21 protein-coding genes are annotated in these 25,884 nt (G+C 66.6%); 6 read left to right on the forward strand and 15 right to left on the reverse strand.

Features of this window, described 5'->3' with window-relative positions:
* The gene (locus ACOQPH_RS13950) at positions 1-9,456 is read right to left on the reverse strand and encodes a Calx-beta domain-containing protein (protein ID WP_420621973.1); all 9,456 of its coding nucleotides are present in this window, start codon (positions 9,454-9,456) and stop codon (positions 1-3) included.
* A 471-nt stretch (positions 9,457-9,927) separates the two neighbouring features.
* Here ACOQPH_RS13950 and ACOQPH_RS13955 point away from each other — a divergent pair, with 471 nt between their 5' ends.
* Both ACOQPH_RS13955 and ACOQPH_RS13960 read left to right on the forward strand, forming a co-directional pair.
* The gene (locus ACOQPH_RS13955; RefSeq protein WP_420621974.1) at positions 9,928-10,062 is read left to right on the forward strand and encodes a hypothetical protein; all 135 of its coding nucleotides are present in this window, start codon (positions 9,928-9,930) and stop codon (positions 10,060-10,062) included.
* Positions 10,038-10,415: a hypothetical protein gene (locus ACOQPH_RS13960; protein WP_420621975.1), complete on the forward strand. Its 378-nt coding sequence runs from the start codon at positions 10,038-10,040 to the stop codon at positions 10,413-10,415. Before ACOQPH_RS13955 ends, ACOQPH_RS13960 begins: the two co-directional genes overlap by 25 nt.
* 38 nt (positions 10,416-10,453) lie before the next feature.
* On the opposite strand, the gene ACOQPH_RS13965 is transcribed toward ACOQPH_RS13960, so the two are convergent.
* The 8 genes from ACOQPH_RS13965 to ACOQPH_RS14000 all read right to left on the reverse strand — a co-directional run bounded on the left by ACOQPH_RS13965 (position 10,454) and on the right by ACOQPH_RS14000 (position 16,945).
* Positions 10,454-10,615: a hypothetical protein gene (locus ACOQPH_RS13965; protein ID WP_420621976.1), complete on the reverse strand. Its 162-nt coding sequence runs from the start codon at positions 10,613-10,615 to the stop codon at positions 10,454-10,456.
* 293 nt (positions 10,616-10,908) lie between these two features.
* Positions 10,909-11,232: a helix-turn-helix domain-containing protein gene (locus ACOQPH_RS13970; protein WP_420621977.1), complete on the reverse strand. Its 324-nt coding sequence runs from the start codon at positions 11,230-11,232 to the stop codon at positions 10,909-10,911.
* A 95-nt stretch (positions 11,233-11,327) separates the two neighbouring features.
* Complete coding sequence (locus ACOQPH_RS13975; protein ID WP_420621978.1) at positions 11,328-12,332, reverse strand: malate dehydrogenase; 1,005 nt, start codon at positions 12,330-12,332, stop codon at positions 11,328-11,330.
* Positions 12,333-12,389: 57 nt separating this feature from the next.
* On the reverse strand, positions 12,390-12,935 hold the full coding sequence (locus ACOQPH_RS13980; protein ID WP_420621979.1) for a PIN domain-containing protein: 546 nt from the start codon (positions 12,933-12,935) through the stop codon (positions 12,390-12,392).
* 69 nt (positions 12,936-13,004) lie between these two features.
* Complete coding sequence (locus ACOQPH_RS13985) at positions 13,005-13,547, reverse strand: hypothetical protein (protein WP_420621980.1); 543 nt, start codon at positions 13,545-13,547, stop codon at positions 13,005-13,007.
* 223 nt (positions 13,548-13,770) lie between these two features.
* Positions 13,771-14,616 carry a bifunctional 5,10-methylenetetrahydrofolate dehydrogenase/5,10-methenyltetrahydrofolate cyclohydrolase gene (locus tag ACOQPH_RS13990; RefSeq protein WP_420621981.1) on the reverse strand — a complete coding sequence of 282 codons (846 nt, stop codon included), beginning with the start codon at positions 14,614-14,616 and terminating at the stop codon, positions 13,771-13,773.
* 37 nt (positions 14,617-14,653) lie between these two features.
* Positions 14,654-15,925 carry a geranylgeranyl reductase family protein gene (locus ACOQPH_RS13995; RefSeq protein ID WP_420621982.1) on the reverse strand — a complete coding sequence of 424 codons (1,272 nt, stop codon included), beginning with the start codon at positions 15,923-15,925 and terminating at the stop codon, positions 14,654-14,656.
* Positions 15,926-15,958: 33 nt separating this feature from the next.
* On the reverse strand, positions 15,959-16,945 hold the full coding sequence (locus ACOQPH_RS14000; RefSeq protein ID WP_420621983.1) for a lysylphosphatidylglycerol synthase transmembrane domain-containing protein: 987 nt from the start codon (positions 16,943-16,945) through the stop codon (positions 15,959-15,961).
* A 127-nt stretch (positions 16,946-17,072) separates the two neighbouring features.
* Here ACOQPH_RS14000 and ACOQPH_RS14005 point away from each other — a divergent pair, with 127 nt between their 5' ends.
* Both ACOQPH_RS14005 and ACOQPH_RS14010 read left to right on the forward strand, forming a co-directional pair.
* On the forward strand, positions 17,073-17,264 hold the full coding sequence (locus tag ACOQPH_RS14005) for a hypothetical protein (RefSeq protein ID WP_420621984.1): 192 nt from the start codon (positions 17,073-17,075) through the stop codon (positions 17,262-17,264).
* 18 nt (positions 17,265-17,282) lie between these two features.
* Positions 17,283-17,411, forward strand: coding sequence for a hypothetical protein (locus ACOQPH_RS14010; protein WP_420621985.1), 129 nt, complete (start codon positions 17,283-17,285; stop codon positions 17,409-17,411).
* 4 nt (positions 17,412-17,415) lie between these two features.
* Here ACOQPH_RS14010 and ACOQPH_RS14015 read toward each other — a convergent pair whose 3' ends face one another.
* Positions 17,416-17,616, reverse strand: a complete 201-nt coding sequence (locus tag ACOQPH_RS14015; RefSeq protein ID WP_420621986.1) for a hypothetical protein — start codon at positions 17,614-17,616, stop codon at positions 17,416-17,418.
* A 403-nt stretch (positions 17,617-18,019) separates the two neighbouring features.
* Between ACOQPH_RS14015 and ACOQPH_RS14020 the strand changes: the two genes are divergently transcribed.
* Complete coding sequence (locus ACOQPH_RS14020) at positions 18,020-19,234, forward strand: glycosyltransferase (protein WP_420621987.1); 1,215 nt, start codon at positions 18,020-18,022, stop codon at positions 19,232-19,234.
* Here the strand turns inward: ACOQPH_RS14020 and ACOQPH_RS14025 are convergent.
* The 3 genes from ACOQPH_RS14025 to sucC all read right to left on the reverse strand — a co-directional run bounded on the left by ACOQPH_RS14025 (position 19,231) and on the right by sucC (position 21,626).
* A complete protein-coding gene (locus tag ACOQPH_RS14025) occupies positions 19,231-19,443 on the reverse strand; it encodes a hypothetical protein (RefSeq protein WP_420621988.1) in 213 nt (70 codons plus the stop codon). The two genes, ACOQPH_RS14020 and ACOQPH_RS14025, sit on opposite strands and share 4 nt — an antisense overlap.
* Before the next feature lie 63 nt (positions 19,444-19,506).
* Positions 19,507-20,391 (reverse strand): succinate--CoA ligase subunit alpha, encoded by an 885-nt coding sequence (gene sucD, locus ACOQPH_RS14030; protein WP_420621989.1) that lies wholly within the window; start codon positions 20,389-20,391, stop codon positions 19,507-19,509.
* An 86-nt stretch (positions 20,392-20,477) separates the two neighbouring features.
* Positions 20,478-21,626, reverse strand: coding sequence for an ADP-forming succinate--CoA ligase subunit beta (sucC, locus tag ACOQPH_RS14035; RefSeq protein ID WP_420621990.1), 1,149 nt, complete (start codon positions 21,624-21,626; stop codon positions 20,478-20,480).
* A gap of 176 nt (positions 21,627-21,802) precedes the next feature.
* Here sucC and ACOQPH_RS14040 point away from each other — a divergent pair, with 176 nt between their 5' ends.
* Positions 21,803-22,102 (forward strand): hypothetical protein, encoded by a 300-nt coding sequence (locus ACOQPH_RS14040; protein WP_420621991.1) that lies wholly within the window; start codon positions 21,803-21,805, stop codon positions 22,100-22,102.
* Between the two features lie 33 nt (positions 22,103-22,135).
* On the opposite strand, the gene ACOQPH_RS14045 is transcribed toward ACOQPH_RS14040, so the two are convergent.
* The gene (locus tag ACOQPH_RS14045) at positions 22,136-24,517 is read right to left on the reverse strand and encodes an ATP-dependent helicase (protein ID WP_420621992.1); all 2,382 of its coding nucleotides are present in this window, start codon (positions 24,515-24,517) and stop codon (positions 22,136-22,138) included.
* A 69-nt stretch (positions 24,518-24,586) separates the two neighbouring features.
* Complete coding sequence (argJ, locus tag ACOQPH_RS14050) at positions 24,587-25,783, reverse strand: bifunctional glutamate N-acetyltransferase/amino-acid acetyltransferase ArgJ (protein WP_420624355.1); 1,197 nt, start codon at positions 25,781-25,783, stop codon at positions 24,587-24,589.
* Between the last annotated feature and the right edge of the window lie 101 nt (positions 25,784-25,884).

Below are 25,884 nucleotides of genomic sequence, written 5' to 3' on the forward strand. Positions count from 1 at the left end.
TCAGGGCCGATCGCGGCGGTGCCCCCCCACCAGGATCACCCGCGCCACCTCGTAGTCGCGCAGCAACGCCGCGGACGCCTCAGACAGCGTGGCGGCCTCGGTGTACAGCACCGCGGCACGGCCGCTGCGCGCAGCCAACGCCGCCGCGGCGCCGATGTCAGGCGGCGACCAGCCGTTGGCCACAATCAGCGTGACCCGACCCGCATCGCCCGGAGCGCCCAGAATGCGCCGCGCCGTGCCCGCCGCGGTAGCAGCACGATCCACCCCCGACTCCCGCGAGATGCCCGAATCGGGCGACGCAGCACGGATCTGGGTGCGCACATCACGCGACACCGCCGAAGTGCCGCCCACGATCACCACCTCAGCGGGCAGCGCCTTCATCAGCAGCACCCTGGTCTCGGAGGACAGCTCACCGCCCGCGGTATAGACCACCACCGCGCCCTCAGTACGAGCCGCCAACACCGACGCCACACCCACATCAGCAGCACTCCACCCATTCGCCACCACAAACGTCGCAACACCGACATCGAAAACACCACCACCGCCGCCGCCAGAGCCGCCGCCAGAGCCGCCGCCGGCAGCTCCGCCGCCGTCGTCCGCACGGACCGGGGTCGACCCACTCGCCGTATCCCCGGTGCCCGTGTCCGATGCGCCGATCGTCGCAACCGCCTCCGCGTCGCCCAGCACCGCCGCCCCGTTGTTCGCATCGCTCCCCGTCGGGTTGCTCAGCACCAGACGGAACGTCTCGCCGCTGTCCTCCTCGCCGTCGTTCACGATCGGCACCAGCGCCGTCTGCTTGCTCGTCTCGCCTGGCGCAAACGTGAGCGTCCCGCTTGTGGTCGTGTAGTCCGCCGGCGCCACCGCCGTGGCGTCCACGGTCGTGTATTGCACCGTCACCGTCCCGGTCGCCGCCGGGTCCAGCGTGACCAGGAACCCGACCGATCCGTCAGCCTCGCTCACCGCCGTGTCGAGCACGTTCAGCGTCGGCGTGCGGCTGTTCCAGGTCCGCTCGATCCAGCCGCTCACCCCGCTGTCGCTGTAGGTCCGCACTCGCGCCGTGATCGGACCGCGCCGCGACGCCCCCAGGGGCAGCGTCACGCTGGTCGCCTCCTGCGGGCTCCAGTCCTGGTTCGCCCGGTCGCTGTACTGCGGGCCATAGCGCCACTCCACCAGGTAGCCCCACGCGCCGGGCACCGCATCCCAGCTCATGACGCGGTTTTCCGACCCGATCGTGACACCGGTCGGCACCGGAAGCGTCGCATCGGCGGGCCGGTCCACCAGGATCCGCACCAGGCCCGAGCCATCCGAGACCGGCCCCGACCGCGTATCGTCCGAGCCGTACCAGACCTCGTGGTTGTACACCACCGCAAACGGCGCGCTCAGCAGCGCGTCGGGCCGCACGTCCGCCGCGTAGTCCTCGAGCGCACGCGCCGTCACCGTCACCTCGTACCAGTCGTTCGGGCTCCCCCCGTAGATCGGGATGCGGTCGTTCGCCCGGTCCGGGAAGTTGGTCATGTCGTAGACGTCGCTCATGGTGAGGTAGTTGCCGTTCTCGTCGGTCCTGTAGCCGATGCCCTCCTTCTCGCACCGCAGGTTCGAGAACAGCGTCGGGCCGGTCTGTGCCGGGCTCGCCCGCAGCCGTCCCGCCGGCGACTCGATGCGCCGTGGGATCACGGTGTAGATGCGGGTGCAGGGCTTGAGCCGCACCCGGTACTTGCCCACCTCCCCCATCCGGACGGTCAGCGCCGTGGTCGAGGCATCGCGCCAGGCGCCGCCCTCGTAAACCTGGGCGTCCACCGCGTAGGGACTCTGCAGCGGCGTCTCCCCCGCCCGCGGCGTCCACAGCCAGTACGACTGCCCCCGGCCGGAGTCGAAGGTGTTCACCCAGTCCAGGTCCACCCGGTAGAACGTCGACGCCTGCACGTTGTCGGTCAGCTCGAAGCGGACCTCGCCCTTCGCCGTCGGGCGCAGCGGATCGCCGTACGTTGTCGACCCAGAATTGTCGTTCGGCCCGTAGCGCACGTAGATCGGGTTGCCGTCCGGGTTGCGCAATTGGAACCAAACCCGCAGCGTCCCCGAGTCCGGCGCCACCGCCCGCAGACCCTCCACCTCGGTCGCATCGAGCGTTGCCACGTTCGACCACGGGCCCGGAACGCCGTTGATGTTGATGGCCCGCACCCGGTAGCGGTTCTCCCGGATCACGCCCGGCGCCAGCACCTGATGCACATATCTTGTGCTGAAGATTCCCCTCGTCGAGGCCATCTCATACCAGTTCGCCTCGTCGTCGCAGGCTGTCCGGCACACCTCGATGCTGTAGCCCCGCAGGGCAGAGAGCTGGAGCACCAGATGTTGCAGCGCTGGGGTGTTGTAGTCATAGTTGCTCGCGTTGGCGGGCCTGGCCCAGCTGAGTTCCGCCCGGCCGCTGTCGGTCGCCTCGACCTGTAGCACTTGCGGCGCTGTCGGGACCCCGGTCACCCGCTCGGTCGGCGTCCCCGCCACCGACGCCACGTTTGCCGAACCGTGGGCGTTCACCGCCTGCACTTCGAAGGTGTGGGCCGCGCCGTTGGTCAGCCCCTCCACCCGGTAGCTCGTCTCCAGTCCCACCGACTGCCAGGCGTTGAACGTCCCGCCGTCGGTCTCCCGCCAGCGCACCTCGTAGCGCAGCACCGGGCTGTCGTTGACAACCAGCTCCCACGACAACTCGGCGTAGCCGTGGCCGGTGATCACCGCCAAGCTCCCCGGCGCCTGTGCCGGGCCGTCGTCGTCGGTCACCGTCAGCACGAGCTGCGGGTTCGCGCCCGTCGTCAACCGCCCCGGCAGCGGCGTCACGAAGCCGAGCGTCAGGGTCTCGTTGCCCTCCACCGCGGCGTCGTCGCCGAACGTCACCGTGAAGGCCGCCTCCGTGGCGTCGGCCGCGAAGGTCACGCTGGGGGGCACGCCCGAGAACTCGTCCGCGTCCAGGTTCGCGCCCCGCGCCGCCGACAGCGTCAGCGCCACCTCGCGCTCGGGCGCCTGGCTCAGCCGCACCGTGACGCTCACCTGGGCGCCCTCGGGCACCGACGCCGACGCCGGGTCGAACGTCGCCGAGACCACCGGCACGTCGTCGTCCAGCAGCGTCAGCACGAACTCGTGGTGCGTCCCCGCCACGTAGCCCTCCGGCAGCGTCCCCAGGCCCAGCGTCAAGGTGCGGTGCGGCTCGTCGTCGGTGTTGTCCACCGTCGTCACCGTGAAGCTCTTCGAGGTATCGCCCGCGTTGAACGTGACGCTCGCCGGCACGCCGGAGTACTCGGTGGCGCTGAGCCCGGCGCCGGGCGTGGCCGTGATCGGCGCGGTGACCGTCGTGCCCGCTGCGGGCGTCACGGCCAGCGTCAGGGTCACCGTCGCCGAGCCGCCTTCGTTGACCGACGCCGACCCCGCGGCGAACGACACCGCTATCCCTTCCCTCGGCGTGACCTGTACCTGGGCCGCGGCACCGTTGTGGTTGCTGTTGCGCGCCCGGATCTCGAAGGTGTACTCGGTGTCATTGGTGAGGCCCGTGAACGGGTGGCCGGTGGTCTCGCCGTCGCTGCCCCCGATCGCGGCCCAGCTCGTCCAGGGGCCGGTCCCGGCGCGTTGGCGGTACTGGTAGTCGCTGACCCAGATCTGGTCGTAGGTCGCCGGGTGGTCCCAGCGCAGCGTCGCCTCGGTGTCCCCCGGCCTTGCGGTGAGGTTCCGGGGAGCGCCCGGCGCGGCATCGTCGTCCAGGATCAGCAGCGTCGCCGTCGACGGAGTGCCGATGGTGTAGTAGTCCGGGTTCGACGGGATGGTGAAGGTGACTGTGGCGTGGTCCCCCGCCGCCGAGTTGCCTGTGGGCGTCATGGTGCTCGAGAGGCTCGTGGTCTGTCCTCCTGAGAAATTGAGGGGTGCCGCCGGCTGTCCGTCTTGGGCGTTCAGCGCGAGTATGGGGAGCCTGGGCGTTGCCCCCGTGGCCAAGGCATACAGCGGGACAAGCCCCGAGATGTCGTATCCCCGCGAGAGCGTTCCGTCCAGGAACACTGAGCTGTTCTCGACGACCCTGGTGTCCCTCAGACTGATGGTGAATACGGGTGGGTCCTCGTCGTCGACGTATTTGAGCTCGATGCCACCGACGATCTGGGCCCCGCCGTGCGTGGCGGTCAGTGTCTCGGTCTCCGGCGGGTGATACAGGTCGCCCGGGCGCTGCGGGGCGCTGACGGCGAGCGTGCCGTTCGATTGCCCGGCGGTGATGGTGATGGTCGCGCTCCCGCTCGCGCCTTGGATGAGGGGCCCGCTGGTGATCTCCTGGCCGCCCCACTCGAGGGTTACCGTCTGGTCGGTCTCGAACCGCACGATGTTGGTGATCCACACCGTCGCCGTCGCCGAGGCGCCGCCCTCGACGAGCTGCGTGACGGCGTTGTGCCCCGAATCGCGAAGGGTGAACGCCAACAGCGCCACGTCGTTGTCCACCACCGTGATGGCGACCTCGGAGTTCGTCCCCGCCACGTAGCCATCCGGCAGCGTCCCCAGCCCCAGCGTGAGATCTTCGTCCGGTTCGTCCAGCGTGTCGTTTGCCGCCGTCACCGTGAAGCTCTTCGAGGTGTCGCCCGCGGCGAACGTCACGCTCGCGGGCACGCCGGAATACTCCGTCGCGCCGAGACCCGTGCCCCGCGTCGCGGTGATCGGCACCGTCACCGTCGTTCCCGCCGCCGGCGCCGTGGCCAGCGTCAGCGTGACGGTGGCCGAGCCGCCCTCGGTGATCGATGCCGACGCCGAGCCGAACGAGACCGCTACGCCGACGATGGGGGTGACCATCACCTGGGCCTCGGCCCCGTCGCCCGCGACGTTCTCGGCTCGCAGCTCGTAGGTGTACTCCGTCTCGTTCGTCAGGCCCTTGAACTTGTGGCTGGTGGTGGTGCCGTCGCTGCCCGGAAGCGTCGCCCACGAGCTGAACGAGCCCGTCCCTGCCTTCACCCGGTACTCGTAGTGCGTTATGGGCTGACCGTGGTCGGGCGTGGCCGTCGGCGTGTCCCAGACCAAAGTGGCCTCGGTGTTGCCCGCCCGGGCGGCCAGGTTGCGCGGCGCCAGCGGCGGCGTGTCGTCGTCGCGCACGATGATCGTCACCGTCTTGGGGGTGCCGAGGGTGTAGGGGAAATCCGGGTTCGTCTCGAGGGTGAAGGTCACTGTGCGGGCGCCGTCGTTCTGGGTGGTGTTCTCGGCCGCGGTCAGCGTGACGGTGTTGTCCAGGTCGCTCGGGGCCAGAACTACTTGGGTGGGCAGCGTCCCGCTGAGGGCGCTGTCGCTGTCGGTGATGGTGAACTTGACCGCTGTGAGTTCCGGGTAGCGGACGGAGAGCTCGATGTCGATGTCGATCGTGTCGCCCTCGTTCACCGACGGCGGGGCGTCGGTGATCCGCGCCGCGGGCGGGCTCTCGTCCTCGATGCGGCGGAGGTCCATGATGGTCCCGATGACGGCGTCCTCCCACGTGGCGGTGAGGTCAGCGGGCTCGTCGGGGAAATAGACCGGGTTCGCCTCGTTGTTGGGCGCTCTGGTGTCGAGGTGGCCGGTCGACGCTCCGGCCACGATGGTGATGGTCGAGGTGTTGCCCGCGCCCTGGATCCGGCCGCCCACCAGCGTGCGGCCGTTCCACTCCAAGGCGATCTCCTGGTCGGTGCCGAACGTGGCCTGGCCGGCGTTGGTGATGGTCACCCTCGCGGTCGCCGAATCGCCGCCCTCGGTCAGCTCGGTCACGTCGCCGCCGCCGTCGCGCAGCGTGAATCCCCACACCGGCGCGAGCAGCGTCAGCGTGTCACTGGCCTCACCGCCGCCGCCGATGTCGTTCACGGCGCGGACCTCGAACGTGTACTCCTCGCCCGGATCGAGGCCCTCCAGCGTGTGGCTGGTCTCGTTGGCCTCACCCGGGGCGCTGTCCGCCACCGCCGTCCACGGGGAGGAGGAATCGCTGATCGCCAGCGGGACCGCATCGTCCTCGCTCCAGCTCAGGCCGGTGCTGGTCCAGGAGAGTGCGCCCGCCGAGCCGGATGTGTCCGCGAACGGGAACGAGGCGTCGCCCACCTGAAGCACCAGGTCGGCGAGCGCCGCCGCGGTGAAGCCGCTCTGGTCGGTATGCAGTTGCAGGTTGCCGCCATTGAGGTCTAGTGCGGTGATCGTGTAGTCCACCGAGTCATAGGAGAAAGTGTTGTCGGTCAGAAGATCGGCCGGCGTGCATCCCTGATTGGCTAGCAAGGAGTCGCATCCCAGGTTGGAGGAGGGCAGCTCCTTGACCGCGAGCGTCGCCGAAAATACGGGCGCGTAGTAGCGCACCTCGTGGCTGGTTATGGCGCTGCCGTTGGCCCAGGTGCCGCCGCTCCACTGGAGATCCACCTCGCCGAATGTCGAAGTGTTCGAGGCGGTCAAAGACGCCACCGCCTCCGGAGCGGTGGGCGCGAGGGTGTTGACGACGGCCTGGCCGGCCAGGGCCGCGGCGTCGTTGCTGGCGATGTCCTGGATGGGATTCATTGCCGGCACCGCGTAGCTGACCGTCAGCGAGTCGCCGGGGCGGAAGGCCGGGCTGAGCGTGAGCACGATGCCCGAGGTGCCGCTGGCCGCCGCCGCGGAAACGGTCCGGATCCCCCCCGACACGGTGAATGCCGACGCCGCCGGGACCGAATCGGGATCCAGGGGCTCGTTGTAGGTCAGCAGCACCTCCGTGTTGGACGGGGTGGACGTCTCCGACAGCGTGGGCGCGGTCTCGTCGACGATGGCAGTGGCCGCCAGGACGGCGTTGCCGTTGCCGACCGCGTCGGTGACCGCGTCGGCGGCCAGCGCAACGGTCACGTTGGTGTCGGTGGCGGTGAGCGCCGTGGTGAGGGTGATCTCGACCTCGTTGTCGCTCGTGGAGTCCGCCGTGGTGGTCAGCGTCGTCGTGCCCGACAGGAAGGTGATCTTCGTGCGGTCGACGCTGCCGATGGCCTTGCTGAAGGTGAGGGTGATCTTCGACTTGTCGGCAGAGGCCCTAGCCCCGGTGAGCGTCGGCCGCACGCCGTCGACCTTGTGGTTCGAGTCGGCGGTGATTCCGGAATGATGGGCGTCCACTATCTGCCCGAAAGGACCGACGATCCGATCGAAGTGCTGTACGGCGACGCCGCACACCACGATGCCGTCGGTGTCCTCGTCGTCTTCATCGACGGTGTGGGTGCAGGCCAAGACCTTCGTCGGCGCCGTGCCGAGCGCGCATTCCGGTTCCTTCTCATCTGCAAAGCCAATTCCCAAGTAGAGGAAGATGTGCGGTGTATGTGGGCTGGCGTCGGTAAGCGTGATGTTCTTGTCGAAGGTGAACGTCACGACTATGTCGTCGCCGATGGCGTAGGTCTTGTCGGCGCCCGGGTCCGAGGTGATGGCAACCGATGTGATCTCCGGCGGCAGGCCGACGACGGGGCCGAGCTGGGGGCTGGTGCGGGGGTATTCCCGGTAGCCCGCGTCGTCGTCGAAGACCACCCGCACCTTGAGGTGTTTGTCCACGTCGTCGGCGGTCGGCGTGTATGTAGCGCCGGTCTCGCCGTCGATGTCGGCCTCGTCGGTTCCGTCCACCCGGATCCACTGGTACTGGAAGTAGGCGCTTGCGACACCGTCGGTGGAGTCGGTGATGCCGGAGACGTCGGCGGTCACCTCCTCGCCCTCCTTCGGCGTCTCGACGTTCAAAACCACCGTCACGTTGCCGGGCCAGTGGAGGCTGGCGGCCCACTGGTACTGATAGAGGCCTGCGCCCGGTTCGCTCTCAGCGGCGTCGTCGGAGGAGAAAGACACACCGTTCACTTTGAACGTGAACCCGCGTGGCAGTTCCCTGTCCAGCACAATGACCAGATCACCGGAGTTGACGGCGCGTTCATCGTCGAATACGGCGAGAACGGTGTAGGTGACCCCATCCACGGTGAACAGCGACTCAGAGATGGATCCGAAACCGAGAAGGTTCGCAGTTGCGTCCGCCGTGGCGTATCCACTTGCTTCGAATGACGAACCGACGATCACTTCCGCAGGCGTCACTGTTGCCGTGAAGACCTCCTGGGTGAACAACGGGCTGCTGATCTGCGGGGCACCGTCGGCGGGGGTGTTGTCCGGCTGGGCGTCGGGCAGGTCGTAGGCGTAGATCTTGTCGTCGGTGTCGTCGACCACCCACAGCACCCGGCCGTCGAACCACATTCCCTTAGGGTTGTCGTTGGCGCTGGTCAGGGCGAGGTTCTTGGCCGAGTCCTGGGACTCGTCCGAGTGCTTGTAGGCGAAGACATTGTCGTCGTCGCTGTCCGCCACGAACATGGTGGTGCCGTTGGACCAGATGCCGCGCGGTGTCTCGGCGTTCTGGGCGGCGGTGTTGGTTGAGAGGTAGAGCTGCTCGAAGTCCTTGGCGGTGTCGTGGGTGCCGTCGGCAATCTTGTAGGCGAAGACCTTGTTGGCGCTGGTGGCGTCATCGTTGGCCACGTATACGGTCGTCGCGTCGCACCACATGCCCCTGGGCTCGGTGTTGGCCGAGTTGAGGGTGATGTCCTTGGTCGAGTCGGCGGTCGTGTCGGACATCTTGTAGGCGTAGAGCTTGTCATCGTCGCTGTCGCCGACGAACATGGTCGTGCCGTCGGAGCAGATACCGGTGGGGCTGAGGTTGCCGGCGCCGGTCACGTTTTCGAAATCGTTGGCGCTGTCGTGGGAGCCGTCGGAGCGGTTGTAGGCGTAGATCTTGTTGCCGAGGGCGGCTCCGTTGTTGACGACCCAGAAGGTGTCTTCGTTGCCCCACATGCCGGTGGGAGCAATGTTGCTGCTGTGCAGGTCAAAGCCCGTCACCCGCTTCGGCGGGGGCGGCACGAACGCGGAGCCCTTGATCTCAATCTTGTGCGATTGCGAAAAGGATCCCCACGAACCGCTGGTATAGAAATGGCGGTCATTCCCGATTGACCAGCCCATCGCGCCGCCAGCATCTTCGTTGTCCGTGCTGGCTGCGCGCCATGAGATGGTGCCGATGAAGCTCGACCGTTCGGCGACAACGAAGTAGTCCGTACTCGCCGCAAGGGTGGCGCATGTCGCCGGCACAACGAAGGTATGCAGGCCCGAGCCGGAGAAGGTCCCCGGGTCGCTCAGCGTGCACAGAGCGGCGCCGGGATTGCCACCGCTGTCCGCGTTCAGCGTGACAGTCAGCTGGCTGCCGACAAACCCGGTGTGGGTGATGAGGTTGAAACTGATGCCGATGGAGCCCAGCGTGTAGCCCGCTTCGTTGGTGCCGGTGGTGAACTGCTGGGCCAGCCTGGGCTGGGTACTGCTCATACTAATAGAGATTCCGGCGGACTGCCCCGTGTTCTTGACCAAGGTGGTCGTCAGAGACTGCGCATCCGCCGGCGGCGGCACCGGCACGAGGAGCACGGCGACCAGCGCCAGGACCAGCAGCGGGAGCGTCGCAAGACGCTGGACGGTGGTCATGGCCTACCCCCAAAGTCGGGGGGGGGGGGGTAAGACGCCAGCGCGGACACAGGAGCGATGGCCGGAACCATCGTTGCGTCCCCCGTCCCAGCTGGATGGACCGGTCTGTCGAGCGTCATGCAGATACCCCCCTCGTCGCCGGGTCATCCTATGTGACACTCGCACTCATTCATGAGCTACTCACAACCTTGCCTCCGACGGTGTCGCGCTCGATGACTACCTCGACGCGCCATGCGCACTTGCAAACGCACGCGTGTCCCTTGCAGGAGTGACGCCATGGCAGTCGCGCAGCATCGAGTCTCGGAGAGCGGTCAGCCAACGCTGCCGGTTGAGACACGCCGCCGATGGGGGATCGCCGCTGGAGGAGCAGTCGAGATCGCCGCTCTCGGCAACTGCGAGGCGGGGAGCTCACGTCGCCGGCTGAAATAAACCGCTTTGGCCCTACGGGACTCGTGGGTGAAACTCCCGCCCATGCATATCGACGACTTGGTGCCTGCCCGCGAACTGCGTGCGGCCATTCGTGACGGGCTGGTGCGCGAACGCTGCCATGAAGGATTGCGCATCCTGAACTACACGAAGAAATGTCAGGCGGGCGGCGCGACCTAGTGCTGGTTGCGGCCGTCGACATGGAGACCGGGGCCGACATCGCACTCAGCGATCTGGCGAGTCACGACTTCGATTGGCCCGGGCCGATGGCGAAGGTCCATCGTCTGTCGTTCGCCGACGCGGTCTCCGCGACGAAGCAGGGCGGTCGGGGACAAGAATCAGAGGGATTCGTGGTGTGCTTCGCCCTGGCTGCTCAGCAGGCTGCAGCCAACAACGGCATCTCCCCCCACCCCCTCTACAAGCTGCGCACCGGCCGCTCCACCGACGCGCTTGCCCAGATCTGGTCCGACCTGCGCAGCACCGCCGACTCGGACCCAATACAAGAGTCGCTATCCGGCGCAGACGCGGAGTAACCCAAGCTCAAACGTCACGCCGTCCTTCAGCCCGACGGCTAAGAAGCGTTGAGGGCTTCCCAGAGGGAATCTGCAAGAGGGACGGCCTCGTCGTACCAGTCGTTGCCAGTTGCTGCACCTGCAGTCTGGGAGTTCTTGTCGCCTAGCAGCAGGAAGGCGCACATTGACTCGTCGGAGGGCATCGCAAAGATGGTTCTCACGAACGCGGGGTGTCCACGGATATGGGTGCGGACCTCCCCCATCAGATTGCGGTGATGCGACTGGGCGAGTCCGAACCGGACTTTGGGGGAGTTCGGCGGCGCGGCGCTTCTCGATCAGATACCGCAGATCAGCTGCAGTGGCGATGAACAGATCGCTGTCGCTTGCCCTGAGTCGTTTGAGCGACTCGGTGAACAGCCGAGACCGGATGATCCGCATTCCGTTCTGCTAGCACCGACGAGACCTCTGCCCGGCAGGCATTTCGCGCCGAAGCGAACCTCAGATGGCCTTGCTGTCACGCGTCGATGGGGGTGAGGGTGATTTCGATCTGATATCCGAGGCCAGCGAAGTACCGAGTCAACGTGCTGAGCTTGGCATCGAGCATGCCGCGGGCTTCAAGCTGGGAAACAGCAGACTTGGTGACATCCATCGCTCGTGCCACATCTGTCTGGCGGACTCCTGCGGCGACTCGGAGGCTCTTCAAGCAGGCGTCCAAGGCGAGCAAGCCGGCAGTTCTGTCCTCGATCCGGGATCGTTCGGCGTGAGTGAGGTTGATTCCATCGAGGACGTCGTCGACCTCTTCAAAGTCGTCCGAACTTCCGGTGTTGGTGATCTTCATATGAGGCCTCCAGCGTCCCGGCGCCATCGCCAGGTAGTTTATACGCAGCTAAACCACCTGCACATCGTCGATAGTGCGGCGCTCGAGCTGAGAAGTCAGCCGAGGAGGCCCATTCCGGCGACGGTGTCGCGCTCTTCGACGAGTTCGGCCCATGAGGCCTCGATGCGGGAGCGGCTGAAGCCGTCGAGCTCGAGGCCGGTCACCACGTGGTACTGGCTGCCTGCCACGGTCACCGGGTACGACGTGATGATGCCCTCGGGTGCGCCGTAGTCGCTGGTGGAGGGGATAGCCATGGACACCCAATCGCCGCCGGGAGTGTCCGACGCCCAGTCGCGCATGTGATCCACCGCGGCCGATGCTGCCGAGGCAGCCGACGATGCGCCACGGGCATTGATGATCGCCGCGCCCCGCTGCTGCACGGTCGGGATGAAGTCGTCTTCCAGCCACGCCTGGTCGTCCACCAGCGCCGCGGCGTTGTGGCCGCCCACCTCGGCATGGAAGATGTCCGGATACTGCGTGGCGGAGTGGTTCCCCCAGATCGTCATGCGGGTCACGTCATTCACCGACATGGCGGCCTTGTTGGCCAGCTGGGCAATGGCGCGGTTGTGGTCGAGGCGGGTCATGGCGGTGAACTGCCCATTGGCGATGTTGGGCGCATTACGCATGGCGATCAGGCAGTTGGTGTTGGCCGGATTGCCCACCACCAACACCCGCACGCCCGGGTTCGCAGCGTCGCTCAGCGCCTTGCCCTGCACGGTGAAGATGCCGCCGTTCGCCGCCAGCAGGTCGCTGCGCTCCATGCCCGCCTTGCGAGGCATCGAGCCCACCAGCAATGCGTAGTCGGCGCCCTCGAACGCTTCGTTCGGATCCGAAGTGCCGGTGCGCGACGCCAGCAGCGGGAACGCGCAGTCGTCAAGTTCCATCATCACGCCGTCGAGCGCACCCATCGCCGGCGGGATCTCCAGCATTCGCAGCTCAACCGGCTGGTCGGGGCCGAGCATCGCTCCCGAGGCGATCCGGAACAGCAGGCTGTAGCCGATCTGGCCCGCAGCACCGGTCACGGCAACCCGGACTGGCTCTTTCCTGGCTGGATCGTTCACGGCGTTCTCCATGGGTCACGTGCGGGCACGATTGCGTCGCGCTAGGCGCGAGCGTTTCTAGCGCAGCGCCTCCGTTTCCGCACCTGTTCGAAGCGGAGCAGTGACATACTCGGCCAGCGTGTCCGAATCAAGGCCGGCCAGCGGCCCAGAGGAACGTCGACCGACCTGTTTCGTGCCGTCTTCAATCTGATCGGCGTGCAGCTGACGACGCTCGTCATGTCGCAGATCGGTCGCCTGCCACAACGCGTTGTCAAACAACAACTCTGCGTCACCGGTCCACAGCGGCGCGTCATACGCAAGCGCGGTAGCAGCAGCGAAGGCATCGCCGAGCGACATGTGAAAGCCGAGCTTGATCCGAGCCGCTGTCTCAGCCAAGTCCGATGTCACTGGATCGAGGACCACATAGCCACGCAACCACTCGGTGTCGCGTGAAGTCGAGGCCAAGCCGCGAATACGCGCCAGACCGCTGCACACTTCAGCGAAATTGACTGTGCTCATGACAGTGACAGCGTCGTCTGCCTCCAGCAGTCGACCGAACTCGGACGCTGCGAATTCCTCACCGTCGTAGAAGCCCACGACGACCCACGCGTCGAGAACTACCACTGGCGGACGTTCCGGCACCTACAGCTCGATCGAGGGAGTGGACTGCGAGCGCGGCTGCTGTTGTTGGGATCACTCAAGCCGCTCAACGCGCTCTGCTTCTCGGCGCCGTTCGATCTCCGCGTCCTCTCTGCGTGCTGCATCAAGGTAAGCGGAAGCGCCTCGGTATTTTCCACGCGACTTCAGGATTTCCCGTCGTGCGCGGTCCCTGCGCTCAGCGGCCTCCCTCGCGATGGCCTGAGGGATCTCCGAGTCGCCGGCCATTCGAATCGGCGTCGGCGATAGAACGAGATACGACACGCCGCCTCCGAAACTCATCACCTCACCCTGCTCGCGCAGTAGTGCGAGCCGATCGGTGAAGTCCTTGGGCCGCGGCCATTTGGTCTCTGCCCACGCGAGCCGGAGCAAGTGCATATCGCGCTCGCTTTCTCCGCCAAGGCAGACGGTGAACGCCACGGCCTCGGCCTGTTCCTTTCGCCTCACGGCTCGCACCGTTGTCGGGCTGCGGTCGTAGAGGTAAGCGCAAGCAGTCGGGGTGAGCACCTCGAGTCCGAGCCTGACGCAATGGCGCTTCCAGGACTCGCGGCGCTCGTCGTCGACTGCCCACCTGCTCAATCGAGTATTCCTCGTTGCGGCCGCGGTCGCGGTCGCAGCAGCCAAAAACTCTTGAGCAGATTGCCACTCCGGATGCTTCGTCATCGCGTGCCTCTGTCTGCGTACACCCAACGGAAGACTAGTTCAGTGTATGCCTGCCCGCGCTCAGATGTGATCGCTAGCGATCACATACTGACGCGAACAGTTAAATCTGTCGGAGCTCTGATGACTGAGGCGAGATCTCTCAGCCGATCTCAGCCGCTGCGTCGACCGTGTTGGCCAGCAGCATCGCCCGTGTCATCGGGCCGACACCGCCCAGTCGGGGAGTCACCCAGCCAGCCACTTCGCCGACCGACTCGTCGACGTCAGAGAGGATCCGGCGGCCCTCGCGCGAGATCCCGCCGCCGACCACCGCTGCACCCGGCTTCACCATGTCGGGCGTGATGAGGCCAGGTACGCCGGCCGCCGCAATGACAACGTCGGCCTGACGGGTGTAAGCGCCGAGATCGGCCACGCCGGTGTGCACGACGGTGACGGCCGCGTTGGCGTTCGGGCGCTTGAGCGCGAGCAGCAACGCCATCGGGCGTCCGATGGTGAGGCCTCGGCCCACGACCACCACGTGGCGTCCCTCTATCTGCACGCCGTAGTGCTCGAGCAGCACCTGGATGCCACGGGGCGTGCACGGCAGCGGACCGTCGGCGCCCATCACCAGCCGGCCCAGGTTCACCGGATGCAGACCGTCGGCGTCCTTGTCGGGATCGATGGCGAGCAGCGCCGATTCCTCGTCGAGCTGGCGCGGGAGCGGCAGCTGCACGATGTAGGCATGCACCATCGGGTCGGCGTTGAATTGTTCGATGACGGCGTTGAGCTCGGCTCGGGTGACGTCGGCCGGGAGGTGCTCGTGCACCGAGTCAATGCCGACCTCAGCACAGTCGCGGATCTTGGCGCCTACGTAACTGTGCGACGCCGGGTCGTCACCGACCAGGATCGTGCCAAGCCCGGGTTCCAATCGCTGGGCGGTGATCCTGGCTCGCAAGCTGTCCTTGATCTGATCGGCCAGCGCCTGACCGTCCAAGAGCACTGCCGTCACGGCGTGAACAGTAGTGCCACCCCAGAGTGCTCGGGCCTCACGCAGTGCCGTTGGAGGCTGCGTTGTGGGAGGCGGTGCTGCGGTTGCGGGCGGTGCGGCGCTTGTGGAGGCGACGCAGCGCAGGCGACGCTGCCGCTAGCGCTCGGTCGGCGGCGGCCAGTACCCGGCCTGCGGTGCCGGGGGTCTCGTTGTCGATGAGGTTGCCCATCACAGCCAGCGTGAGGCTGGCGATCGCGTCGGTGCCGACCGCGAGGCGCAGGCCCGTTCGCAGGATGCGCGGGTGCCCGATGAGGAACGAGAATCGTCGGCCCGTGCGCAGGAAGGCGTCGAACTTCTCGGCGACAATGCGGTCGTAGGTGTCGGCAACCGCTGCCGGGTCGACTGTGAACAGGTCGGCGGCGAGGATGCCGGTCTCGAGGCCATAGTCGATGCCCTCGCCGTTCATCGGGTTGATCAGCCCGGCCGCGTCGCCGATGGCCACCCAGCCGGGGCCGTGGCGCTTCGTGGCGCTCATCGGCAGTCGCCAGGCACGCGGGCGCTCCAGATACGGGCCGAGCTGCCAGCTGTCGGCCACCAGGTCGCGGTAGCTGTCACACAGCCGATTCAGGTTGAGCTTCGCGAAGCCCTTCATGGTGTTGAGCGCACCGACACCGATGTTGACCGTGCCGTCGCCAGCGGGGAACAGCCAGCCGTAGCCGGGCACCGCCATGCCGTCGGGGTCACGCAGCGTCAGGCACGCTTCGAGGTATTCGTCTGCGTGGCGGGGCGTCTCGGCGTAGGTGCGGATGGCGAGGCCGAACGGCTCGGCGGGGTCGCGCAGCGCGCCGAGCATGCGGGCGGCCTGGCCTTGAGCACCGGCGGCGAGCACGACGAGATCGGCGGTCCAGCGCTCTCGAGCGGCGGTGACCCCCACCGCACGGCCGTCCTCGACGATCGGCAGCGCCTCGGTGCCGAAGCACAGCTCGGCACCTGCCGCAGCGGCGCCTTCACACAGAGCGCTGTCGAGACGGCGCCGGGGCCATACGGCGCCGTACGGGCCGAACTGCCCGTTCGCGGGCCAGTCCAGCTCGCGCACACGCCGCCCGGCGATCATCCGCAGCCCCGCAATGCGATGCGCTTCGTCCAGCGAAACGCCGAGCTCGTCGAGCGCTGCGACCGCACGGGGCGTCAGGCCGTCGCCGCAGACCTTGTCGCGACCCGGCGGTGCCTTCTCGAACGCAGTCACCTTGATACCGGCGCCCGCGGCACGCATGGCCGCCGCCGCACCGGCGGGACCAGCCCCGATCACGATCATGTCACGGTGCGGCACCGCTACAGCCTGCCGACCCAGACGCCGGATCGCTCAACGGGGAGCTTCTGCCGAACTCGCTCGGCCCACTGCGGCGGCGATGGGCAGCAACACGAGCTCATGGGCGAATTCCAGCACTCGCACGGCGATGGCGAACGCGGCCGCGTCGCCGATGCCGAAACGATCGGCCAGCAGCGCCGCCACGACGACTTCCCGCACGCCAAGCCCCGCCGGCGTGATGCCGACCATGCCAACGAGCACGCCGGCTGCCGTTGCGCCCGCGACTAGCCAGACATCGCCGGTACCGGCTCCGACCACGGCAAGGGCCAGGAGCACCGTTGCCACGAGCCGCAGCGCCACCGAGGAGCCGTACATCAACGTCGCCTGCCAGACCGTCGACCGTTGTGCGCTGAGCGCGCTGGGAGGGATGCGGTCGGCAATCGGCCGCAGGAGCACCACACGCCGCATGAGCCGGTCGACGCGCCGCCACCAGGTGCTGGCACCAGCGAGCGTCCACGGCAGCGTCGCCAGGCCGACTGCTGCGCCGGCTCCGATCACGATGCGCACAAGCCAGCCGCCGGCGGTGCCCAGCCAGTCGCTCGGGGCCCACAGCGCTGCGAATACGGCGGCCCAACCGACGAGCGTGGCGGTTTCGACCACGACTGAGGCGCCCGCGGCAGCCCGGTTGACACCCAACGGGGCAGCCAAGGAGGCACGGGCAGCGATGGGTACCAGGCCAGTGGGCAAGTAGCGGGTGGCTTGGGACAGCATCCAGATGCGAAGCGCGGGCTGGCACGCCAACGGTGTGCCGTAGCCGCCGATCAGCTCGCGCCACCCGGCCGCCAGCAGCAGAGTCGCCGCGAAAGACGTGGCGATCGCGCCGATCAGCCAGCCGGCTTCGACATCGAGGTCGATCTGGCGCAGATCATCCCAGTTCCGGACGGCCAGCCAGATGATCACCGCAGCGGTCGCCAACCCGAGCACCCACCGCACGGCTGTGCCAACTCGGCGTTGCGCCTTGCTGCCGGTCTGATTATTCACGACGGTGGGCCCTCAAAGCCATCCGCATGGCGCCCCGCCAGCATCCCGCCGAGCGTACTGAGGCCTCGAGAGGTCACCCGCTCAAGCATGAAGCAACCGGCGTCCGCTTCAACGCGAGACTGATCATGTGCGTCCAGTGCCTGCAGCACCACCTGCGAACGTGCCGCCCCGGGAACTCGGCGGGTGGTCGAAGTTCGGCCGGCTCACCGCGTGGGCGCTCTCGAGCGCTTTCGTGTGGTGGCAGTCGTCCGCAGTGGTGTGGATGGGCCTCATCGGGGATTGGGACGATCCGCACCCGCCGAACCCAATCGCCGCTTGATCCGTCGCGCTCATCTCCATGGCGACGATCGCCGTCATCGGGTGGTGCATGCGTGTCCGCGTCGTGCGCTATGCCGCGCTGGCGTCGCTGCCAGTGCAGCTCGCGTGGTGGGCATTCATGATCCCCAACGCGGGAATCCCGAACTAGCGATTCAGTCGAGCGGGCTCGCTCCCGGCGCTGCAAGCTCAATCGGCTGGTCGCCGAGTTCACCGCGCGCATCAGCCGCCAAGACTTCGTCGAGCGCCTCGACCAGCCGGTGATCGGCCCAGCATGCGGATGTGGCTTCGCTCACGAGGCGTGACGCTTCGAGTGTCAGCGGCGACCAGTCGCCATTGACCGTCAACATCGTCAAGTCAGCGAGGAGGCCTGTCACATCAGCGGGTCCCGTCGGCAGCCACGACTCCAAGATTGCGCGCGAATCACCTTTCGACGTTGGCCGTCGAGAACGTGCCATCGATCCGTCTGCACTCACCGATCAACCAATCTAGCAGCCAGATAGCAAGCTGTGTAAATCATTTTCAATATATTTCAATGTCTTTGTATCATATGTGGTCGGAGCCCAGAATGATGACCAAACGATCTTTGAGGTCACGCCGGAGGGCACATTCACATTCTCCGTGGCATGCAGTACACAACCCCCACATCGGCACGCGAACTGAGGGCCATCTTCAACTCATACGTCTTGCCGCGAGTGCACAGCGGGGAGTACTTCGCGCTCCCGTTGCCGCCAACGGTTCGCTTGCCAGACTGGGCGCATGCGAGTGGTGTTGGTTGCGCCGGGGTTTCCGACCTCGCTTGATGACCATCACAAGCCGTTCCTTGCCGATCATGCTCGAGCGCTCGCCGCTGCAGGTGCGGATGTGACGGTGGTGTGCCCCGCCCATCCCGATGCACCACGTCGCCACGACGTGGGCGGCGTCAAGGTGCACCGGGTCCGCTTCGCCCCCAGCCGAGTCGAGGCCCGGGTGGCGCTCGGCGAGAGCTACCGGGTGTTCTCCGGCCCGTCAGCGCTGTGGGTCATCCCGATGATCGCCAGGCTCACCCTGGCCACCGCGCGCCAGGCTCGTTCCCGCTCAGGTGGCGGCCCCGCTGTCATTCACGGCCACTGGTGGTTCCCCTGCGGGCTGGTGGCAGTTGCAGCCGCTGCAGCGGGGAGGGGTGCCGCCAGCGTGGTGCAGATTCACGGTTCCGACGCCGCGGTCACCACCAACGCGGTGCATCGCTGGCTGGCACGCCGGGTGCTGCGCCGGACAGGCGCCGTGGTCACTGTGTCCGAAGACCTGCGTGGCTGGGCGGCATCGCTGGTGCCGCGCCCGGGTGACCTGCATCCGCCGCCCAGTGCCGAACGAACGGGACGCCGAGCCGGGCCGCTGCTTCAAGTGGTGTCTATGCCCGTCAGGACCGAACGACTCGGATCGCCCACGCTGCTGCCCACCGACGGCCCCGTAGTCGCTGTCGGACGCCTGATGGCAGAAAAGGGCTTCGACGTGCTGATCGAGGCCGTGGCGCTGATGCCGACCGCCGAACGGCCCGAGGTCGTCATTGTCGGTGACGGCCCCGACCGGACTCTGCTCGAAGCGTTGGCTCTGCGACGCAGTGTGACAGTCCAGTTCGTCGGCGCGGTGGCCCCCAGCGAAGTCGGCCAGTGGTATCAGCGAGCCCGCCTGGTGTGCGTGCCAAGCCGCCGCGAGGGCTTCGGCATGGTGGTCGCCGAAGCGCTCGCCGCAGGACGCCCCGTCGTGGCAACCGCAGTGGGAGGCGCGCCCAACCTCATCGCAGACGGTGACAACGGCCGCCTCGTCCCGCCCGGCGACGCCGACGCCCTGGCTGATGCGCTCGGCACCGCCCTGCAGTCGAACCTTGACGTCGCGGCTTCAGCCAGCACGGCCGCGCTCGCGCCGTTCGGCCCGCAAGCCCATGCAGCGACCCTGCTGCGGATCTACGAGGAGATTGCCGCAGCGGCGGGTTAAGCGTCGGCCTGCGGCGCGGCAGCCCCTGGAGTCCGCTGAGATGCCTCGGCAGGAACGCCGATGCCGAGGAAGCCCTCTATGCGCGCCAGCCGCTGCCCAAGCTGCGCGACCTCGGTCCGCACCTTGTCAAGACTGCGCTGTTGATGCCAGACGATTGCGAGCACGCCGAGAAGGATCGAGGCGATCTGCACGTACGCCGCCGGGTCCATGCCGGCACCGTAACACGCTGGCCATTCAGGTCGGCTCAGATTTACGTGAACGCCATCGATGCCCTACAAAGCGGCGACAATCTCCGCCATGAGCTCGCCAGCCTCAGTCGGATTGAGCCCAACCCGAACGCCAGCATCACGCAGCGCATCCATCTTGGCCGCAGCCGTCCCCTTGCCGCCCGAGACGATGGCGCCAGCGTGGCCCATCTTCTTGCCCGGGGGCGCGGTCACCCCCGCGATGTAGCTCGACACCGGCTTGGACATGTTGTGCTTGATGAACTCAGCGGCTTCTTCCTCGGCTGAACCACCGATTTCGCCGATCATCATCACTGCCTTGGTGTCAGGATCGGCTTCGAACGCTTCGAGGCAGTCGATGAACGAGGTGCCCGGCACGGGATCGCCGCCGATGCCCACGCAGGTGGTGACGCCGATGTCCTTCTGCTGCAGCTCGTAGAGCGCCTGGTAGGTCAGCGTGCCCGAGCGGCTCACGATCCCGACCGGCCCGCCTTCCTTGGCGATGTGCCCTGCGGTGATGCCGATGTTGCACTCGCCAGGCGTGATGATGCCTGGACAGTTCGGCCCCAGCAGCCGTACCCCGGGATAGTCGCGCTTCAGCATGTTGAAGAACCGGGCCTCGTCGTGTGCCGGCACGCCCTCGGTGATGCAGGCCACGAATTCGATGCCAGCCTCGGCGGCGTCGAGCACCGCACCGAACACCCCCGGCGCTGGAATGAAGATGCACGAGGCATTGGCGTCCGTCGCTGCAACGGCTTCGGTGCAGTTGGCGAACACCGGCACACCTTCGACGTCCGTGCCGGCCTTGCGAGGATTGGTGCCCGCCACCACGTTCGTGCCGTAGTCGCGGTTCAGCATGCCGTAGTAGCGCCCCTGGGAACCCGTGAGGCCCTGGTAGACGACCTTGGTGTCTTTGTCGACGAAGATGCTCACGTCACGCTCCTGTCACGGCCGCCGCGACCGCATCACGATGATCTGCACGAATTGCCCTTCGGGGGATGCTCATCTGACGTTCCCGTTCAGCTCGCAACCGCGGCCAGCGCGACGGCTCGACGGGCAGCGTCGAGCATGGTCGGTTCCATCATCAGCTTCTCGTTGAGATAGGGGGCGAGGATCTCGCGACCCTCTGCGGCGTTGGTGCCGTCGAGGCGCAGCACGATCGGCGCCTCGATGTCAACGGCCTCGAGCGCCCCGATGATCCCGTTGGCCACTTCCTCGCCGCGGGTGATGCCGCCGAAGATGTTGATGAAGATGGCTCGCACGTCGGAGTCGTTGTTGATCACCTCGAGTGCGTTGGCCATCACCTGAGCATTCGCACCGCCGCCGATGTCCAGGAAGTTGGCGGGGCGCCCGCCCACCTGGTTCACGACGTCGACGGTGCTCATTGCCAGTCCGGCGCCGTTGGCGATCACGCCGACGCTTCCGGCCAGGCCGACGTACTGCAGCCCCTTGGCGTGCGCGGCTTCCTCGCGTTCGTCACGCGGCTGCGTCTCGTCGTACTGGGCATAGTCCGGATGGCGGAACACCGCGTTCGCATCCAGCGTGACCTTGGCGTCCAGGACGTGGACCCGGTTGTCGGGCGTGAGGATGAGCGGGTTGATCTCGACGAGGTCGGCGTCGCCTTCGGTGTAGGCCGTGTAGAGCTTTTGCAGGATCTCGACGGCCTGATCGGTGGCGACCGGGTTGAGGTTGGCACCCTCGACCCAGGCCCGAGCGGCCTGCGCGGTGAGTCCCTCGGCAGGATCCACCAACACCTTGCTGATGGCGTCGGGGTTCTCGGCCGCAACGGTCTCGATCTCCACGCCGCCCTCGGCGGACAGCATCCCGAGGTGCTTCTTGGCCGAGCGATCCAGCGTGAAGCTGGCGTAGTACTCCTCGGAGATGTCGGACGCCTGTTCGATCCACAGCCGCCGCACGATGTGGCCGTTGATGTCGAGCCCCAGGATGTTGTCAGCGTGCGTGCGCGCGTCGTCGACGGTGGCGGCGAACTTCACGCCGCCCGCCTTGCCACGACCGCCCGTGTGCACCTGCGCCTTGACCATCACCGGCGTACCCAGGCGCTGCGCAGCGGCTACTGCTTCGTCGACGCTGAAGGCAACTTCGCCGTCGGATACCGGCATGTCATAGCTCTTGAAGAACTGCTTGCCCTGATACTCGAAGAGATCCACGGCGGGGAGCATAGGAGGGGAGGCTTGTCGCCCGCTGTTGCCCGCCGCACGGACGCTGCCGAAGAAATCGAGCCAGCGGCCCGGCACCCCCTGCCTACAGTTGCCCATTGCTGCTGAGTGGCGTCCTTCCCTGCCATCCGGCCCTTCGGGCACCCTCTATCGTAAAGGAGACCAGCGTGGCGATCGACGAGATCGAACGCACCGCAATGGTGCAGCAGCTCATCAACACCCTGGGCGAGCAGCCCGCCAACACGCTCATGAAGTGCATCCTCCCCGACGGCGCAGACCAAGTGGCCACCAAAGCCGACCTGCGTGCACTGCAGACAGCCACCAAAGCCGACCTGCGCGCACTGGAGCACTACGTCGACGCGGCCATCAGCACGGCTCTCGCCAAGCAGACACGCATGCTCATGCTGACAATGGCCAGCTTCATGCTGACGATCTGGGTGCCGTTGACCATCGGCGCGCTCACCTGAGCTATACCCGGCCCGCCGACGCACCGGCGTCGGTCAGGATCGGATGCTGCGGAGGTCGGCGAAGCTGGCGACGAGCGTCTTGGGGCCGCCGTCGGCGAAGTGGACGGTGACCTCCCAGTCATCCCCATCTGGACGCACGTCCTGGACGACGCCAGCGCCGAACTTGGCATGCAACACGTCGTCGCCGACGCCGTAATCGAGCCCTGCCGACGGCGCAGGCTTGGGCTCCCCCATCCGGGCAGCGACCCGGCGGCGAGCCTCCTCCCGCCGAGTCTCGCGGCCCTTTGCGGTGCTGTCATCGTGGCGGGCAGGTTCAGTCCGCGGCTGGCTCCGGCCGGCTAGCTCTGTCTCGTCCAGCTGGCTGTACTCGCTGGCAGGGCCAGTTCCGCTGCCGCTACGCACGCCAGCACCGCGATTGGCGCCCCAGTCGCTCGTCGCCGACCGCCACGACGAGCCGTAGCGGCCGGTGTCGGGTGAACGGTCGTCGAGCAAGTCCTCGGGTATCTCCGAGAGAAACCGACTGGGCGGGTTGTACTGAGTCTGACCGTGCAGCATCCGGCTCCAAGCGTGCGTCAGGTGCAGCTGCTCGCGAGCGCGGGTAATGCCGACGTAGGCCAGCCGGCGCTCTTCTTCCAGCTCGCCGGGATCGGCTATGGATCGATAGTGTGGGAAAACACCCTCCTCCATGCCGGTCACGAAGACCACGTCAAACTCGAGCCCCTTGGCGGAATGCAGCGTCATGAGCGTCACCTGCGAGTTGGTGCGCATTGCGTCCACATCGCTCGCAAGCGACACTCGCTCAAGGAACTCACCGCACGATTCGGATCCCTCGGCGTCCCCGATCAGCTCTTCAAGATTCTCAATGCGCCCACGGGGCTCAATACTTGCTTCCGGTTGCGCGCTGATCTCGTCTTCGAGTTGCTGGAAGTAACCGGAAGCCTCGAGCGCTGCCCTCAGAACCGCAGCGGGGCCGTTGGCAACTTGGGCTGTAGCACGTTCGATAACGCTGCGGAACTGAAGCAGCCCAGCACGAGCCGCTCCGCGCACACCCGCTTTATCAACTCGGTCGAGCACAGCAGCGAACGGCGCGCCCTCTAGCTCGGCAAAGTCTTCAAGCTTTGCGATCGTGCGTTCGCCGACTCCACGAGCAGGCACATTGACAACCCTCTTGAGAGACACCTCGTCGGAAGGGTTTACGGTCACCCGCAAGAACGCCAGCGCGTCCTTGATCTCGCGGCGGTCGTAGAAGCGGGTGCCGATGATCTGATACGGCACCTTGCCAGCGACGAGCGCTGCTTCAATCGCACGCGATTGTGCATTGGATCGGTAGAAGACTGCAGCATCGGACCAATCGATCTGGCCGTCGGCGTACATGCGTCGCAGCTCGGCACCGACATAGCGGGCTTCGTCTTCGGCGTCGGTTCCGCGGTAGCGAATCAGCTTTGCGCCACCGGATCGGTCGGTCCACAGGTTCTTGGGCGGCCGGCCGAGATTGTTGCGGATCACCGAGTTCGCAGCGTCGAGAATCGCCTGACTGGAGCGATAGTTCTGATCCAACACATACGTAGCGCTGTCGCCAAACGTGGTGCCGAAATTCAAAATGTTTGTGATGTCGGCACCACGGAATGCGTACACAGATTGATCGGAATCACCCACCACAAAGACGTTGCGTGCCGGCCCGCACAACTGGCCGATCAGCCGTACTTGTGCTGCGTTGGTGTCCTGGTACTCGTCCACAAGGATGTGCTCGAAGCGCTGCCGGTAATACTCGGCCACATCGGCATGGTTCTCAAGCAGCCACACACCAAGCATGATCAGATCGTCAAAGTCCATCGCACCGGCTTGCTGCAGCCGCTTCTGGTACTCGGCGTAGATGCGCGCAACATGGCGGTCGAACGGACCGGAGCCATTTGGTCCTTCAGCCAATTCGGCTGCCTGAGATGGCGTGGTGAGGCGATTCTTCATCATCGAAATCGTCGCATGCACCCCTCGATCGCTGAATCGCTTGGGGTCAAGTTTCAACTTGCGGACGACATCACGAGTGAGCCGCCGCGAGTCAGCCTGGTCGTAGATGCTGAACGTGGAGGGGTAGCCGAGCACGTCGGCGTGGCTGCGCAGGATCCGGGCGCAAGCGCTGTGGAAGGTGGAGATCCACATCCGGTGTGCCACCTGGCCGACGAGCCCGCCGATGCGCTCGCGCATCTCCCCTGCCGCCTTGTTGGTGAACGTGATCGCCAGCAGGCCGAACGGGCTGACGTGGCGGTGTGCGAGCAGGTAGGCGATGCGGTGGCTCAGCACGCGTGTCTTGCCCGACCCAGCCCCGGCTACTACGAGCGCCGGACCGTTGCCATGCAACACGGCGGCCCGCTGGCCAGCATTCAGCGGCGCGAGGATCGGGTCGTCGTCTGCGCTCATTGGGGGCAATGGCGGTTCGCGTGGCGTCCGTGAGCAGGGTTCGGCGCAGGTTGGCTCATGCGGGTCGTTTCACGTTGTGTAGTCGGCGTTGATGCGGACGTACTGGTCGGTGAGATCGCAGCCGTACACGGTGAACGACCCGCCCGCGATGCCCAAGTCCACCGAGATCAGCACCTCGTCGGACGCCAAGTAGGCCTCAAGTTCGGCAAGCGCCTCGGGAGTTGCGGGCGTGGGATACACCTCTTGGTCGCCAAAGCGAATCCTGACGCGATCCGGGTCGATGTCGGTCTCGTCACTGCACTTGCCGATCGCCATCGCGACCCGGCCCCAATTGGGGTCACGGCCGTGCACGGCGGTCTTTACCAGTGGGGAGTTCACGATCGCCTTGACGACACGCTTGGCCTGCACATCGTCACGGGCGCCGTTCGCCGTCACCACGATGAGAGTCTCGGCACCCTCGCCGTCGAAGGCCAGTTGACGCGTCAGGTCCAGGCTGACCGCACCGAGCGCAGACTCCAGCTCAGCCTCGTCGACCGCGCCAGCCGCTCCGTTCGCCAGCATCACCACCATGTCGTTGGTGGAAGTGTCGGTGTCCACGCTGAGCGCATTGAACGTGACGTCGCAGACGCGGCGCAGCATCGCGTCGAGCCGGTCGGGAGCGATCTCGGCATCGGTGGTGATCACCGAGATCATCGTGGCCATGTCGGGCTCGATCATCCCCGAACCCTTGGCAATGCCCACCACCTCGGCTACGCCCGCCGAGGCACGGGCGGTCTTGGGGTGCGTGTCGGTGGTCATGATCGCAGTCGCCGCAGCCGCAGCGTCCCGGGAATTCAAGGCCTGCGACGGCGCCTGCGCCAGCCGGTCGAAATACCTGTCCACGGCGCCTTCGGGGTAGGGCACGCCGATCACGCCGGTGGAGCCCACCAAGACTTGGTCGGGTTTGCAACCCACCAGTTCGGCGACCCGCTGCGCGAGGTTCGCCGTGTCCCGCTCACCCTGTTCGCCGGTTGCCACGTTGGCGTTCTTCGACACCACCACGACTGCCTGTGCCTGCCCATCGGCGACGTTGATCTGGCTCAGCCTCACACTGGACGCGGCGAACAGGCTCTTGGTGAACACGCCTGCTACGGCCGACACCCGATCAGCAGCCAAGACCATCACATCGTCGGACTCGTCCTTCATGCCGACATTGCCAGCATGGCAGGCGAAGCCAGCCGGCAAGTCCACCGATGCAGCCGCATTTCCGGCCCCTGTCGAAGTCATGATCAACCCTTGTCGCACGCTTTCCCGCGGCCCGGCCGCGGTTGTGGGGCCAAGGTAGTTGCGGTTGTGCCCAGAGCCTCTGCCAATCCAGCGGGCAGGTG

It is taken from the genome of Candidatus Poriferisodalis sp. (genome assembly GCF_965221945.1).
Lineage (GTDB): Bacteria > Actinomycetota > Acidimicrobiia > Acidimicrobiales > Poriferisodalaceae > Poriferisodalis.

What these genes read in the sequence shown, in the direction of transcription:
- ACOQPH_RS13950 (WP_420621973.1), bottom strand. Translation starts at nt 9,456, where the DNA reads ATGACCACCGTCCAGCGTCTTGCGACGCTCCCGCTGCTGGTCCTGGCG.
- ACOQPH_RS14025 (WP_420621988.1), bottom strand. Translation starts at nt 19,443, where the DNA reads ATGGACCCGGCGGCGTACGTGCAGATCGCCTCGATCCTTCTCGGCGTG.
- ACOQPH_RS13970 (WP_420621977.1), bottom strand. Translation starts at nt 11,232, where the DNA reads ATGAAGATCACCAACACCGGAAGTTCGGACGACTTTGAAGAGGTCGAC.
- ACOQPH_RS13955 (WP_420621974.1), top strand. Translation starts at nt 9,928, where the DNA reads ATGCATATCGACGACTTGGTGCCTGCCCGCGAACTGCGTGCGGCCATT.
- argJ (WP_420624355.1), bottom strand. Translation starts at nt 25,783, where the DNA reads ATGACTTCGACAGGGGCCGGAAATGCGGCTGCATCGGTGGACTTGCCG.
- ACOQPH_RS14020 (WP_420621987.1), top strand. Translation starts at nt 18,020, where the DNA reads ATGCGAGTGGTGTTGGTTGCGCCGGGGTTTCCGACCTCGCTTGATGAC.
- ACOQPH_RS14010 (WP_420621985.1), top strand. Translation starts at nt 17,283, where the DNA reads ATGGCGACGATCGCCGTCATCGGGTGGTGCATGCGTGTCCGCGTCGTG.
- ACOQPH_RS14045 (WP_420621992.1), bottom strand. Translation starts at nt 24,517, where the DNA reads ATGAGCGCAGACGACGACCCGATCCTCGCGCCGCTGAATGCTGGCCAG.
- ACOQPH_RS13960 (WP_420621975.1), top strand. Translation starts at nt 10,038, where the DNA reads ATGTCAGGCGGGCGGCGCGACCTAGTGCTGGTTGCGGCCGTCGACATG.